The organism is Streptomyces sp. NPDC056948 (genome assembly GCF_042674225.1).
Taxonomy (GTDB): domain Bacteria; phylum Actinomycetota; class Actinomycetes; order Streptomycetales; family Streptomycetaceae; genus Streptomyces; species Streptomyces purpurascens.
In genome coordinates, this window is record NZ_JBHUQX010000247.1 from 1 (window position 1) to 14,132 (window position 14,132).

8 protein-coding genes and 1 pseudogene are annotated in these 14,132 nt (G+C 70.9%); 3 read left to right on the forward strand and 6 right to left on the reverse strand.

The window, feature by feature from the left end:
- Positions 1-48: 48 nt before the first annotated feature.
- Positions 49-498: a hypothetical protein gene (locus ACFTZL_RS27930; RefSeq protein WP_382588097.1), complete on the reverse strand. Its 450-nt coding sequence runs from the start codon at positions 496-498 to the stop codon at positions 49-51.
- A 144-nt stretch (positions 499-642) separates the two neighbouring features.
- Between ACFTZL_RS27930 and ACFTZL_RS27935 the strand changes: the two genes are divergently transcribed.
- The 3 genes from ACFTZL_RS27935 to ACFTZL_RS27945 all read left to right on the forward strand — a co-directional run bounded on the left by ACFTZL_RS27935 (position 643) and on the right by ACFTZL_RS27945 (position 3,922).
- A complete protein-coding gene (locus ACFTZL_RS27935; protein WP_382588099.1) occupies positions 643-1,167 on the forward strand; it encodes a tetratricopeptide repeat protein in 525 nt (174 codons plus the stop codon).
- Positions 1,168-1,215: 48 nt separating this feature from the next.
- On the forward strand, positions 1,216-3,138 hold the full coding sequence (locus ACFTZL_RS27940; protein WP_382588100.1) for a hypothetical protein: 1,923 nt from the start codon (positions 1,216-1,218) through the stop codon (positions 3,136-3,138).
- A 94-nt stretch (positions 3,139-3,232) separates the two neighbouring features.
- Positions 3,233-3,922 (forward strand): TetR/AcrR family transcriptional regulator, encoded by a 690-nt coding sequence (locus tag ACFTZL_RS27945; protein WP_382588102.1) that lies wholly within the window; start codon positions 3,233-3,235, stop codon positions 3,920-3,922.
- A gap of 6 nt (positions 3,923-3,928) precedes the next feature.
- Here the strand turns inward: ACFTZL_RS27945 and ACFTZL_RS27950 are convergent, their stop codons facing one another.
- From ACFTZL_RS27950 to ACFTZL_RS27970, 5 genes and pseudogenes are all read right to left on the reverse strand, one after another.
- Positions 3,929-4,285, reverse strand: coding sequence for a 5-carboxymethyl-2-hydroxymuconate Delta-isomerase (locus tag ACFTZL_RS27950; RefSeq protein WP_382588104.1), 357 nt, complete (start codon positions 4,283-4,285; stop codon positions 3,929-3,931).
- 28 nt (positions 4,286-4,313) lie between these two features.
- Positions 4,314-5,933, reverse strand: a complete 1,620-nt coding sequence (locus tag ACFTZL_RS27955) for a SpoIIE family protein phosphatase (protein WP_382588106.1) — start codon at positions 5,931-5,933, stop codon at positions 4,314-4,316.
- 74 nt (positions 5,934-6,007) lie between these two features.
- Positions 6,008-11,419 carry a pullulanase-type alpha-1,6-glucosidase gene (gene pulA, locus ACFTZL_RS27960; protein WP_382588108.1) on the reverse strand — a complete coding sequence of 1,804 codons (5,412 nt, stop codon included), beginning with the start codon at positions 11,417-11,419 and terminating at the stop codon, positions 6,008-6,010.
- Between the two features lie 118 nt (positions 11,420-11,537).
- Positions 11,538-12,512: pseudogene (locus ACFTZL_RS27965) on the reverse strand (non-reducing end alpha-L-arabinofuranosidase family hydrolase); the annotation flags it as partial.
- Positions 12,513-12,613: 101 nt separating this feature from the next.
- Positions 12,614-13,990, reverse strand: a complete 1,377-nt coding sequence (locus tag ACFTZL_RS27970) for a glycoside hydrolase family 30 beta sandwich domain-containing protein (RefSeq protein ID WP_382588110.1) — start codon at positions 13,988-13,990, stop codon at positions 12,614-12,616.
- Between the last annotated feature and the right edge of the window lie 142 nt (positions 13,991-14,132).

Here is a 14,132-nt window from a genome sequence, read left to right on the forward strand (position 1 = left end):
GTGGGAATTCCCACCGCCGGCTTTCTCGTCCGTCCGGGCCCGCGAGGTTCAGCCGTGGTGGCTGCTGCCACCGTCGTGACCGCCCTTGTTGTGGCTGCCGCCGGGATTCATGTGCTCGGACCCTTCCTCCATGGTCCCGCCGAGGGTGCCCTGCAGCGACGTGACCGTCTTCTGCTGGCCCACGGCGACCCACTTGCGGCCGACGAGGTAGTAGCCGCCGTAGTCCTTCGCGCCGTTCAGCCACTCGCGCTGGCCGCGGTCGGTGGAGAAGGTCGCGAGGACGTATTTCTCCTTGCCCTTCTTGCAGAGGGCCTGGCGGATCGTGTCGGCGTCGGTCTGCATGTTCGGCTTGCACTTGGCCTCGGCGGCGATGTGCTCCAGGCTGCCGGTCACCTCTTTCGGCACGGCTGCCTCGTCCTTGCCGCCGGATCCGCAGCCGGCCAGCGCCAGTATCGCCACCGCGCCGCTCAGCGCGAGCATCGGTCGGGTCACCCTCATCTGTTCCTCCGGTCCTTGTCACGGCACGGTCCGGACGCATGCCGCACGGAGCCCCGGCAAGGGCTCTCGCCTTCGATACGGCTGCGGAGCCCATAGCGCTCAATTCCGCTGCCTCCGTAGGCACGCCTGTGCGAGGGTGGCACGGTGAACCAGGACTGGGAAGATCGCACAGCCGCTCTGTGGGCCCGCTTCGACGACTACGCCGAAGACGAAGCGGACGAGGAGCGCTTCCGTGCCGAGGTCGACGCCCTCGTCGCCGAGCTGCCGGAGGGCAGCCCGCTCGGGCCGTTCGAGCAGGCCTGCGCCTGGGACGCCACGGGCCGCTCGGACCTGGCGGTGCCCCTGTACCAGGAGGCTCTGCGGCGCGGACTCTCCGACGTCAGCCCCCACAAGGCCCGCCAGACGAAGATCCAGCTGGCCAGCTCGCTGCGGAACATCGGCCGGGCGGAGGAGGGCGTCGCGCTGCTGACGCCCGAGCTCCTCGCCCCGTCCGACGAACTGGACGACCCGGTGCGCGCCTTCCTCGCCCTGTGCCTGTCCAGCCTGGGACGGGACCGCGAGGCGTTGTCGCTGGCGCTCGGCACCCTGGCCCCGCACCTGCCCCGCTACCAGCGGTCGATGGCGAACTACGCCCGGCTGCTCGTGGAGCAGGAGCAGCCGCGGGAGTGACGCTCCGCGGTCAGGTGACCATCCGACCATTCGCTCGTTCTGCTGAACGTGCAGTCACAGGATGTCGCCCAGCGCCCCGCACCCTCCTCCCCCGCCGGCCCGGTCGTCGACGTCGAGCAGGCCGAGGCCGCGCTCGTCGAGCACTACCCACGGCTCGTGCGGCTCGCGTATCTGGTGCTGCCACCGGGCCTGGGCCGCAGCAGGCGCGTCGTGACCGCGCACGCCCTCACCCAGCGCGCACTCCCCCGCAACCGCACACCGGCACCGGTCATCCCGGCCCAGTCGACCGGCCGTGACGGCGACCCGGGCTACGCCCTGGTCCGCCTCCAGGTGCTGCGTACGGCGCTGGAGGCGGGGCTGCCGCTGCGGCGCAAGGCATGGCCCAAGCGGTCCCAGCTCCCGCCGCTGCTGCCGCAGGTGTGGGGTCTGAAGCTGTTCCCGCGGTCCGGCGGCGCCGACGAACTCGCCCTGGACCAGCGGCTGTCCACCCTGTCGGGACCCGCCCGGGCCGCCTACGCGCTGCGCGGCCTGGAGCGACTTTCGGACGACGGGGTACGCGAGGTGCTCACGTCGGCGGGTGTCGCCGACGCGGACGGCGCGCTGCTGGAGGCCGGCGGGGTCCCCGCGCAGTACGGGCTGCTCGACTCCCCCGAGTTCGACCCCTGCTCGCTCCAGGCCCGCCCCACCGACCTGATGCGGCGCCGCCAGCATCTGAAGGCCGCGCTGGCCGCAGGGGCGGCGCTGCTGGTGTGCGGGGCGCTGCTCGGTCTGCCCGGTGAGGGCTGGGGTCCCGACGGCGCCGCCGCACCCCCGTATGCGCGGAACCCGGCCGCCCAGGCCGCCCTCGACCCGGCGAAGCTGACCCGGGTCCCCCCGGCCGCGTGGCAGAGCTCGGCGCGCACCGACTTCTCGGTGTGGCCGGCCCGCGGCGACCTCACCGACGACTCGGCCCTGCTGCGCCGCGCCCTGGCCGTCTGGGCCCGCCCCGGCGAGGCGGTCCAGGTGTCGGCAACGCCCGGCACCCTGTCCGGCGGCCCGGCCGGACCGCCCCAGCTCCTGTACGCGGGGACGGTCGACGCCGCGCGTGTGGTGATCCTCTACGACGGTCTGCGCATCGCCCGGTACGCCGAGCCCGAGGACGGCACGCAGGGTGCCGCCCTCGACTTCGCCCGGGTCGACGGCGCCGGGCGGGCCGAGGCGAGCGCGGTGGTCCTGGGCCGGACCGACGGCAACGTCCGCTATCTGACAGCCCCCTGGGTGTCGAAGGCGGGCGAGCGGGATCTGCTGAAGCCGGGCTCCGGGGCGATGGACCTCGCCCTCAGCGACGGTGTGACCGCGCCGCTGGCCAGCCCGGCCCTCAGGTCCGGTCCGTGCACGTCGTGGAATGTGCTGCAACTGGCCGACGGCAAGCGGACCCGGCTGCTGAGCGATCTCGGCGAACTGGTCCCGGCCCGGCTCACCAGCGGCCGGCCCGGCTCACCGGGAGAGGCGTCCGGCGCGGCGGCGCTGCGCACCTGGCAGCCGTACGCCTGCTCGCTGGGCTCGGTGCGCTCGGCGGGCGTGCGGAGTGTCAACGCCTGGGCGTTCAACGAGCAGCCGCTGCCGGACGCGAGCGGGTCGGCGGCGTGGGTGTGCACACGGGCCGAGACCTGGCGGGGCGGCGGGGTGCGGGTGCTGGCGCAGTTCCACACGCCGGGCGGGAGGTACGGGGCGGTGGCGGCGAAGGCCGAGAACGTCCCGGCGTGCGGGGCGCGTGATCCGCATGTGCTGGCCGGGGTGCTGTGGAAGTCGGAGGCGGGCACCTGGTATCTGCTGGCCGCGGGCAGCCGCCGGACCGAGTCGATCCGGGCGACGGGCGGGATCAGCGGGTCGGCGCGGGGCAGTCTGCTGACCGTGCCGGGCGAACAGGGGGCGCGGGCCGAGCTGAAGGGGACGCTGCGGGACGGGCGTTCGCTCGGCGGGCTGCGCTGACAGGGCCGTTCTCGTGCCCGCCCGGTGAACCCGGGTGAACGTCCGCGATCGATCCGGTCCGTTCGAGGCTGGAATCGATCGGTAAGGTGTTCGTATGACTACCGGGGTTCGCCGCAGATTGGGAGTCGACGAGCGGCGGCAGCAGTTGATCGGCGTCGCCCTCGAACTGTTCAGCCGCCGCTCGCCCGACGAGGTCTCCATCGACGAGATAGCGTCGGCCGCGGGCATTTCGCGGCCGTTGGTCTATCACTACTTTCCCGGCAAACTCAGCCTGTACGAGGCCGCGTTGCAGCGGGCGGCGGACGATCTCGCGGCTCGGTTCGTGGAGCCGCACGAGGGCCCGCTGGGGGCGCGGCTGCTGCGCGTGATGGGCCGCTACTTCGACTTCGTGGACGAGCACGGGCCGGGTTTCTCCGCCCTCATGCGCGGCGGACCCGCGGTCGGCTCCTCGACGACCAACGCGCTCGTCGACTCCGTACGGCAGGCCGCGTATGTCCAGATTCTTTCGCACCTGGGCGTGACCGATCCGCCCGCGCGTCTGGAACTGGTCGTCCGTTCCTGGATCTCGCTCGCCGAGTCGACGGCGCTGATCTGGCTGGACGGCCGGCGCATCCCGCGGGCGGAGCTGGAGAGCCAGCTCGTGCACGACTTCGCCGCGCTGGCCTCCGTGAGCGCCGCCTACGACCAGGAGATGGGCGCCCTGCTGCGTCGTATCTTCAAGGAGGAGCCGGCCGACGGCCCGTTCGCCGACCTGGCCGGCCGGCTGCTGACGCTGGCCACCTGAGCCCGCTCAGCCTTCGGACTTCCGGTAGGAGGCGTCCAGGTCGCGCACCTCGGCGGAGGCGTGCAGCACGATCCCGTCGGCGGTCTTCAGATACGTGCGCAGCAGCTCCAGCGCGGCTTCGGTGAGCCGGGCCTTGGTGTCCTCGGTGCGGCCGGCGAGCAGGGCGATGTGGACGTGCACATGGGCATGTCCCTCGGTGTCGGGTCCGACCACGATGTCCTCGGTCGGGCGGAACCGGCTCTTGCACGCCGGCGGCTTGGCGGCCGCTATGTCGACGGTCGCCTCGTGCAGCGCCTTGGCGAATCCGGGCCGGTCGAAGCCGTCCGCGAGGTCGGCGGAATAGTCGACGGTGATCTGCGGCATCAGTACTCCTTCTGGGCGGCCAACGGGGTCACCCTAACCGGAGGGCCAGCAGGGCGATGTCGTCCTCTCTGTCGTGGCCGAAGCAGCCCAGGAGCACGTCGCAGAGGGTGTCCAGGCCGGTGGGGGCGTCGGCGGCGGCTGTGCGGAGTTGTTCCAGGGAGGTCTCCAGGGGGATGCCGCGGGTTTCGATGAGACCGTCGGTGACCATGAGCAGGCGGTCGGCGGGGGTCAGGCGGTGCTCGGTCGGCGGGGGGCGTTCCAGGCCCAGTCCGAGCAGCGGACCGCACGCGTCGACGTACCGCGCGCCGCCCCCGTCGCTCAGGATCAGCGGCGGGATGTGACCGGCGTTGGCGATCCGCACCCGGCCGCTGCCGGGGTCGACCAGGGCCAGGCACACGGTGGCGGTGATGTCGGGGTGGTACCGCTGGAGCATCCGGTCGAGCCGCCCGGCCAGCACGACCGGGTCGCTCTCGTCCACGCAGTAGGCGCGCAGCGCGTGCCGTATCTCGACCATGACGGTGGCGGCGTCCAGCGAGTGCCCGACCACGTCCCCGACCGCGGTGAGCACCCCGTCGCCGGTGCGCAGGGCGGCGTAGAAGTCGCCGCCGATCTCGGCCTGCCGGGAGGCGGGCACATAGCGGACCTCGATGTCGACGCCGGGCAGATGGGGCAGCTTGTGCGGCCGGGGCAGGAAGCTGTGCTGGAGGGTGAGGGCGACGTGCCGCTCCACCTGGTACAGCAGCAGCGGTTCGGCGGCGAGCGCGGCGGCCTGGGCCAGGCGGGCGAGCAGCCCGTCGTCCGCGGGGTCGGTGATCGCCGCGCGCCGCACGGGCGTGGCCAGGCACACGGCCGTACGGCCGTCCTGGGCCGTCGCCACGGTCAGGAGGGCGTCCTCCTCGACGCCCGCCCGGAAGATCCCGGCCGGCCACAGCGGCGCGGGGACGACGGTGCTGTGCACGCCCGTACGGCCCTCCGCGAGCCGGGCGGCCAGCCGTGCCGCCGCCTGGTGCGCGCCGCTGTCCGTCGCTGCGGGTCGGCTTCGGGCCGTGCCCTGGTAGGGCTCGCCGTCCGGGGCGATCACGAACACCACGGCGGGTGAGCCGGTGAGACGTGCGGTGCCGTCGGCGGCCGCGGTGGCGAGTTCCCGGGGGCAGCGCGCCGTCTGCACCGTGATGATGGCCTCGGACAGCAGGGTCAGCCGGTGGACGACGGTCTCGACGCCCGTGGTGCGGCGCGCTCCGCGTACGGCGGCGCGGACGACGGCCTGGATCTCCAGCGGTTCGGCGGGCACGGTCAGATAGGCGTCGCCGCCCGCGTCCAGCCCCCGGCACCGGTCGCCCGGCGCGGTCGCGGCGGCCGAGAAGTGCACGACGGGCAGGGCGGCCATGGGCGGCAGGGCCCGGAGCCTGCGGCACAGTTCGAAGCCGCTCATGTCCGGCAGGCCCACGTCGACGAGGGCCACGTCGGGCAGCGTGCCGTCGCGCAGCCGGACGTCGAGTTCGACGAGCGCCTCGCCGCCGCTGGCGACGGGCACGACCTGGTGGCCGACCCGGCTCAGCACCGCGCCCATGGCGTACCGGCTGGCCGCGACGTCGTCCACGACCAGCACGGTGGTGCCGGGGGTGTGCTGCGTGCCGTTGCCGTCCATCTCGAGGAGCACCTCGGGGCCTGCGTGGAGGGGGCGGACCGTCGGTCGCGGCCCGCACCGTCCAACGTAGTGCGCTATGCGGCGGCCCGGGTGAAGACGGCGACCGTGCGCCCCGGAACGGCGAACGTGCCCGATTCAGCCGCGTAGGAGGACGACTTGACGGTAGGGTCCGCCCCCGCCGCCTGCACCGGGTGCAGCCGGTAGCCGGTTCCGGCGACCGCGGTGACCCGCTGTTCCTGCCGCTCGGGTGTGGCGTTGAAGACGACGACGAGATCGCCGAGCCGCATGGTGATCACGCCGGGTGTCTCGTCCTTGCCGGACAGCGGGAAGGAGAGCCGGGACCGCACCTGTTCGGCCGTGCCGAGGGAGAAGTCCTTCTCGGTCGCACGGATCCGCAGCAGGTCGCGGTAGGCGGCCGAGGCGCCCTCGATCTGCTCGCAGCCCACCTTGACCTTGCTCAGCAGGGGCTTGGCGTAGGGCCACTTGTCGGCGTTGTCGGCGGCCATGGGCAGGCCGCGGCCGAAGCCGTTGCCGTCTTCGCAGTTCCAGTGGACGGCGTTGAACCAGTCGCCGCTGTCGTAGGAGTTGCGGTCCAGGGACTTGGAGCGCAGCAGGTCGGTACCCGCCTGGGAGAGGGCCGGGCCCTGCGAGAGGGTGGCCGTGGCCATGGCGAGGACCTGCATCCGGGCCCGGTCGGACGCGCTTGTCGTCGCGGGCAGCTTGAAGGCGAGGGCGTCGAAGAGGGACTCGTTGTCGTGCGCGTCGGCGTAGGCGAGGGCGTCTCCCGGGGCGTCCGCGTAGCCGGCGGGTTGGCCGTTGTAGTCGACGTCGGCGCCGGTGACCTCCTTGCCGTCGGTGTCGGTGAAGCGGTAGCCGGCGAGGTTGCCGGAGAGGCCGACCTTGATGAGGTCCTGGTAGTGCAGCAGGCGGGCCTTCTGTTCGGCCGGAGTGCCGTTGTGCTGCGAGGAGTTGGGGTCGGTGTACAGGCCGGACGCGAAGCCCTGGACGCCGGGGTCCTCGTCGAACGGGCCGCCACCGCGCACGGCGTCGCGAGCGCGGTCGGAGAAGGTGGCGATGCCGGTGCCGGCCATGTTCTGCTGCGTGGCCTGCGTGAACCGGGCGTCGTCGGCGATCTCGCCGAAGTTCCAGCCCTCGCCGTAGAGGATGATCTTCTTGCCGTCGACGCCGTCCGTCTCCAGGGTGAGCGCGTCGAGGGCCTTGCGGACGGCGAGGATGTTGGCCTTCGGGTGGTGGCCCATGAGGTCGAAGCGGAAGCCGTCGACCTTGTACTCCTTGGCCCAGGTGACGATCGAGTCGACGACGAGCTTGCCCATCATGGCGTTCTCGGTGGCCGTGTTGGCGCAGCAGGTGCTGTTCGCGACCGAGCCGTCGGCGAGGAGCCGCTGGTAGTAGCCGGGCACGATCCGGTCGAGGACGCTCGTCCTCTCCTGGCCGCCGGCCGCGGTGTGGTTGTAGACGACGTCCATGACGACCCGCAGTCCGTCGTCGTTCAGCGCCTTCACCATCTTGCGGAACTCGACCGTGCGGGCCGTGCCGTCCGGGTCGGTGGCGTAGGAGCCCTCGGGGACCGTGTAGTGGTACGGGTCGTAGCCCCAGTTGTAGGCGTCCTTCGCGGCGATCTTCCCGACGCACTCCTGCTGCTTGTCGGAGTCGGCCGGGTAGGAGGCGAGGTCGCAGTCGACGCTCGCCTGGTCGGCCTTGCGCTCCGGGATGGTGGCGATGTCGAAGGCGGGCAGCAGGTGGACGTACGAGGTGCCCGCCTTCGCCAGCTCGCGCAGATGCTTGGAGCCGTCGCTGTCCTTGTCGGTGAAGGCGAGGTAGCTGCCGGGGTGCTTCGCCGTGCGGTCCTCGACGGAGAAGTCCCGGATGTGCAGCTCCTGGATCTGGGCGTCCCGGAGCGGTACGGCCTCGGGCTTCTTCAGGGCGCCCCAGCCGCTCGGCGCGAGGGCCTTGTCGTCCAGGTCGACGACGAGGCTGCGCTCGGAGTCGGCGGTGAGGGCGAGGGAGTAGGGGTCGGTGACCTTGTTGGTGACGACCTTGCGGACGCTGGGGGCCCAGACCTTCACGACGTACCGGTAGGGCTTGCCCTTCCAGGACTTCGGGCCGGTCACGGACCAGACGCCGGTGGTGGCGTCGCGCTTCATCGGCACGGTGGCGTCACCGATCTCCAGTGACACCCCTTGCGCGGTCGGTGCCCATACGGAAAGCGTGGGGCGGCCGTGGGAGAACGTCGGTCCCAGGTCTGCCTTGGTCGCACCGGAGTACAGGTCGTCGAGGACACCGGCGATCTGGACGCCGGTCGCCGCGAGGACGGCTCCGTTCGCGGCGTGCTGCGTGGCGACGACCTGGCCGCGCAGGGCCTCGCGGACCCGGTCGCGGTCGCGCGGGTCGACGGTCCAGGCGTCGTACGCCTTCAGGTGCGGGAACCTGGCCTTCTGGGCGTCGGTGAGCTCCGTCTTCGCCAGGCGCAGCCACTTGGCGTCACCGGTGAGGGCGCCGTCCTTCACCTCGATCGAACCGTCGCGGGCGTAGAGCAACTGGGTGGAGGCGGCCGCGTCGGAGCCGTTCCAGGCAAGGGTGTTCCGGTCGACCCAGACCGCCTTGGACGTGGTCAGGTCGAGCGCGGCAGCGGCACCGGCCGGCTGCGGGAGCAGGTACTTCTCCTGGCCGCTCACCAGCCACACCTCGTGGCCGTTGGCCTTGAGGTCGAGCGACTGGTCGGAGGGCAGGTCCTTCTCGTCGCCCTTGTGGAGGATGTAGCTGAGGCTGGTGGCACCGTCGGTGAGCGGTACCTCGAAGACCGCACCATAGGTATCAGTCTTGACCGGCTTGAGGGGATTCGACCAGTCGGTGGGGTTCGCGGCGCCGGTCCAGACGTGCAGGCCCCAGCCGTCGTAGTTCCCGTCGGCCCGGTGGTAGTGCAGGACCGCCTTGGTCTTGTCCGGGGCCGGGTAGTCGGCGGCCGGCTTCTCCGTGCGGACGGTCTCCTTGCCCTGCTCGATCCAGACCTCGCCGGTCTTGGTGACGTCGATCGTGCGGTCGGCGGAGACGTCCTTGTCGCCGTCCTTGTCGATGACCAGGAAGTTGACGTTCGAGGCGCCGGGCTTGAGCTTGACGTAGGCGAAGGCGCCGTAGGCGTCACGGCCGGTGAAGGGGTGGCTGCCGGGCCATGGCGTGGCCTCGCCGTCGGCGAGGTCGCCCCAGGCGTACAGGCCCCAGTCGGCGTAGTTCCCGTCGGCGCGCTTGTAGTGGACGATCGCGTGGTCGCGGGAGGAGGCGCTCGGCGGCTCCTCGGTGGGCGGGGTGCCGGTGGTGGAGGCGGCCAGGGCGCTCGCGGTGCGGCCTGCCGAGTCGACCACGACCGCCTTGTAGCGCAGGGCCGTGCCGGGCGGTACGTCCTCGGCGACGGTGTGCGTGACCTTGTACGGGGCGTGGTCGGCGGAGCCGAGGGTCTGCCACGTGCCGTTGCCGGTCTGGGCCGCGAAGACGACCCGGTTCAGCTGTCCGCCGTCGACGTCGGCGGACAGCTCCACCGTGCCGGTGACGCCCGCCGCCGGGGCCTTCAGGGTGATCGTCGGCTTCGTGACGGGCTTGGCGAGCTTGCCGGCCGCCTTGAGGACGATCGCCGAGCCGGCCGGGACGGTGACGGTGAGCTTCTTGTCGCCGTCGCTCTTCAGGGAGGCGTCGGTGCCGTGGATGCCCTTGAAGCCCATGCCGGCCGAGCCGGTGGCGAAGGTCGCGGTCTTCTTCTCGGCGGCGTTGTTGAAGGCGACGACGTACTCCGTACCGCGCTTCGCGTCCGTGCGCGAGAAGGCGTAGACGCCCGGGCCGTCGGCCGCGTACCGCTGCTGCTGGACGCCGTCGGTGAGGGCCGGGTTGGCCTTGCGGAGCTTCGCGAGAGCGCTGATCTGGCGGTAGAGCGGCGCTCTCGTGTCGTAGGCGTCCTCGGCGTGGGTGCCGTCGGTGCCGATCCGCTCGTCGTCGAGGTAGTCGGCGGTGCGCGAGGCGAACATGCTCTGCCGGGCGTCCTTGTCGCCGCCCGCGCCCGTGAAGCCCTGCTCGTCGCCGTAGTAGACGACGGGGTTGCCTCGGCTGAGGAACATCAGCTCGTTGGCGAGCCGGTCCTTGGCGAGGATCTGGGCGTCGGTGGCCTTGGGGTCGTCCTGCTTCAGGAAGGTCCCGATCCGGCCCATGTCGTGGTTGCCGAGGAAGGTGACCTGCTCGTACGCGTTCGCCTTGCCGGTCGTGTACGTGTAGTCGTCGCCGAAGACGCCCGCGAGCTTCTGCGCGCTGCCGCCCTGCGAGGCGTACTGGCGGGCCGCCTCCTGGAAGGGGAAGTCGAGAGTGGCGTCGAGGCGGCCTTGGGTGACGTACGGGGAGGTGACGGCGGTGTCGGCCGAGTACACCTCGCCGAACATGAAGAAGTCGTCGCGCCCCTGCCTCCCCGCGTAGGCGTCGAGGGCGGTGGCCCACTGCGTCCAGAACTCCATGTCGACGTGCTTCACGGTGTCGATCCGGAAGCCGTCGACGTCGAAGTCCCGCACCCAGCGCTGGTAGATCCTCTCCATGCCCTCGACGACCTCGGGCCGCTCGGTCCACAGGTCGTCGAGGCCGCCGAAGTCGCCGTGCCCGGAGCTCTCACCGGCGAAGGTGGAGTCGCCGCGGTTGTGGTACATCGTCGGGTCGTTGAGCCACGACGGGACCTTGACGTTCTTCTTGGCTGCCGGGACGGCCGGCGTGCGCGGGAAGGAGCCGGTGCCGACCGGCGGGAACTTCTTCGTGCCGTCCGCGTAGTCCGCGTCGTCGAAGGGCTTGCCGTCCTTCGTCAGGTACGGGAAGGCGCCCTTGGAGAGGTAGTCGTACGACTTCTCCTCGTAGTCGACGACATCGGCCGTGTGGTTGGTGATGACGTCGAAGAAGACCTTCATGCCCTTGGCGTGGGCCTTGTCGATGAGGGTCTCGAGGTCTTTGTTGGTGCCGAAGTGCGGGTCGACCTGGGTGAAGTCGGTGATCCAGTAACCGTGGTAGCCGGCGGATGCGTTCGCCCCGGTGCCCTGCACCGGCTGGTTCTTGAAGATCGGGGCCATCCAGAGGGCGGTGGTGCCGAGGCCCTTGATGTAGTCGAGTCTCTTGGTCAGGCCCTTGAGGTCGCCGCCCTGGTAGAAGCCCTTGTCGGTGGGGTCGTAGCCGGTGGACAGACGGGAGCCGGTCAGGCCGCCCTTGTCGTTGCGCGGGTCGCCGTTGGCGAAGCGGTCCGGGAGGACGAAGTAGAACTGCTCACGGGTGGCGTCGTGGCGGGCGGGCTCGGCGGCGAGCTTCGCGTCGGACGGGGGCGCCGGTGGGGTGGCCGCTCCGGCGGCGAGAGGCTGGACGAGTGCTGCGGCCAGCGCGGTAGCGGTGACCGCGGCGACTCGTCCGGCACGGGCGGTTCGGCGCCTTGAGGGCGCACGCCATCTCGGTATCACTGACGTGGACTCCTTGCGATTGCGGCTCTCACGGGTCCGACCCCGCGCGACCGTATCGCCGCCGAAACGCTTACAGCAAGAGTCCTGAAAATGTTGGAAAGAAATTTCAGCGGCGCTGTCAGCAGGTCGAGTTGGTCTGCGTCAGCAGTCCCAGCCGCCACGGGAGCGTGTTGTAGGGGCCGCTCGCCGAGGGGTTCAGGCCCTGGTAGAGGTACTGGAGCCGGCACGGATTGACCGTGAGCGTCTGGTCGTTGGTGTGACGGACCATCTCGCCGTGGCTGATGTCCTGGCTCCAGGGGGTGCCGCTGAAGGTGACGTTGTTCGAGCGCGCGAACGGGTTGGACTCGGTGTCGGCCAGCGGGGTCCAGGTGCCGGCGATGCTGTTCGACGTCCAGGACCGGAAGTACCGCTTGCCGTTGCCGCCGATCGCCTCGTTGAGCAGCAGATAGGTGTTCGAGTCCTTGACCTTGTAGACGTTGGCGGCCTCCCAGAGGCGGTACTTGTTGGAGTCCTGCAACGCGATGACGGTGTTGGTGAAGCCGTTCGGGTAGCTGGCCAGTGAGGTCTCCGACCGGTACAGATGGCCGTTGTCGTCGGAGGAGAACAGGTAGCACTTGGCGCTGTCGCAGACGACCCAGAAGTCGACCCAGTAGCCGCTGCCGATGTTGTCCCTGATGATCTGCGGCATGCCGTTCGCGTAGAACTTCTTCGGCGCGGTCCACGACTTGGGGTTGCTGATGTCCGCCGTGGTCGAGTACGCCGCGTTGTCGCCGGTCTGGTAGACGAGGTACCAGAGCTTCTGGGGCGCGAACCAGAACACCTGCGGGGCCGCCTTGTACCCGGCGCCGATCGCCGTCTGGTCCAGGTAGTGGTGCTGCGCGGAGGCGGCCTCCTGCCAGCTTGCGAAGTTCAGGTACACCATGTTGTAGGCGCCGCTGGTGCTGGCGGTGCTGGCGAACACGTGCCAGCGGCCGTTGTGGTACACGACCGACGGGTCCTTGATGGCGCTGAGCTGGTGACTCGCGTCCGACTTCGGGGAGATCAGCACGTTGCTGGAACTCCACTTGAAGCTGCCGGGCAGGGCCGCCGCCCGCTGTTCCGAGGACGCGGCGGACGGCGCCACCAGGGCACCCAGCAACAGGACCAGGCCTCCGATCAGGACTCCCAGGTGCCTTGTCAGGCGCATGGTCTCTCCTATCGCGTGAGGGTGTAGGTGACGAGCGAGCGGGCCGGAACCGTGGCCTTCAGGGATCCCCCGGCGACCGGCACGGCCGACTGCCGGGCCATGCCCTGGGAGCCGTTGGTCAGGTACGGGGTCGCCGTTCCGGTGGTGAACCCGATGCTCTGGAGGCCGAAGGACACCGGGGTGGCACTGGACGCCGCGTTGAGCGCCACGACCGTCACGGATCCGTCGGTGTTGCGGAACGCCGACAGCCTGAGGTTGCCGTCGGACGTGGTGGCGCCGATGCGGGTGGCCCCGGGGCGGATGAAGCGGCTGTAGTTCGCCAGGGCCCACAGGCGCTTGGAGACGTGGTAGTTCGCGCCGTCCATCTGGATCAGCCCACGGGTGGCGCCGGTCGAGGCGCCGTACCAGTACACGTAGCCGCTGGTGTTGCCCTTGGTCAGGGCGTCGTGCACGGCGGAGGCGACGGTGAAACCGTCATAGCCGCTGCCGTCGTCCCACGCCTCGTTCCAGGTGGTGCCGTCGGGCGACCACTCCGACATCCAGGTCCGCTTGCCGGTCGGCAGCGGCCCGTCGATCTTGCTGGCGTACGTGTGGCCGGCGTGGGTGTCGACGAAGCCGCGGGCCGTCGCGTCGGCCTCGATCGCGCTGGTGTAGTTCTTCTGCTGGTTCCAGCCGAAGGAGTCGCAGCAGACGACCTGGTACCCGCCCGCTCGCGCCACGGGTCCGAAGACCTTGGTGAACTCGACCGCCTGGGCGGGCGTGAGCCGCATGGAGTCGTAGGTGGCCGTCCAGTCGGGCTCGTTGGTGAACCCGAGGTCGTTGATCCGGATGCCTTCCTGGGCGTAGAACTTGGCGTACTGGACCAGGTAGTTCGCGTACGCCTTGCGCCAGTCGCCGCTCGCGCAGCTCGCACCCGCCAGGCCGCACAGGGTGCCGCCGTTCGCGTCGGTGCCGTTGGTCTTCATGTACCCGGGGGCTGTCCAGGCATCGGCGTAGAAGCGGTTCACGCCGTACGCCTTGGCCTGCTGGGCGAGCCAGACCTGGCCCTTGTCGTTGCGGTCCCACACGTACTTGGGGGTCGCGTTCGGCCCGCCGGGGTCGGCCGGCTGGATGCCCGAGTCGATGCCCAGGCGCAGGATGCTCAGCCCGACGCCGGTGCTCCGGCTGAACAGCAGGTCGAGGATCTCTCGCTGGCGCTGGGCGGGCAGGCCCTGCGAGCCCCGCATGATCTCGGCCCGGCCGAAGTGCTCGGAGATACCGAAGCCGTCGATGGGCTGGTGCCGGGTGGACCCGTCGATGGTCGCCGAGGCATCCGCGCGGGTGTCCGTCGGCGAGGCCCCCGCGGTGACACCGGCGGTGGTCAGTAGCACCGCCAGGGACGTCACCGTCCACCGTCTGAGGGGTCCTTTCACTATGAGCGCCCGATCAGGGCGCGTGGTCTGGTGCCGTGCATCGCAAGGCGCCGGAGCGCCCTCGTGGCGGAGCCACGTGGGCGCTTCGGCAACGCGGCGAGGTGCGGTGCCAGGC

What these genes read in the sequence shown, in the direction of transcription:
- ACFTZL_RS27945 (WP_382588102.1), top strand. Translation starts at nt 3,233, where the DNA reads ATGACTACCGGGGTTCGCCGCAGATTGGGAGTCGACGAGCGGCGGCAG.
- ACFTZL_RS27955 (WP_382588106.1), bottom strand. Translation starts at nt 5,933, where the DNA reads ATGGACGGCAACGGCACGCAGCACACCCCCGGCACCACCGTGCTGGTC.
- ACFTZL_RS27950 (WP_382588104.1), bottom strand. Translation starts at nt 4,285, where the DNA reads ATGCCGCAGATCACCGTCGACTATTCCGCCGACCTCGCGGACGGCTTC.
- ACFTZL_RS27930 (WP_382588097.1), bottom strand. Translation starts at nt 498, where the DNA reads ATGAGGGTGACCCGACCGATGCTCGCGCTGAGCGGCGCGGTGGCGATA.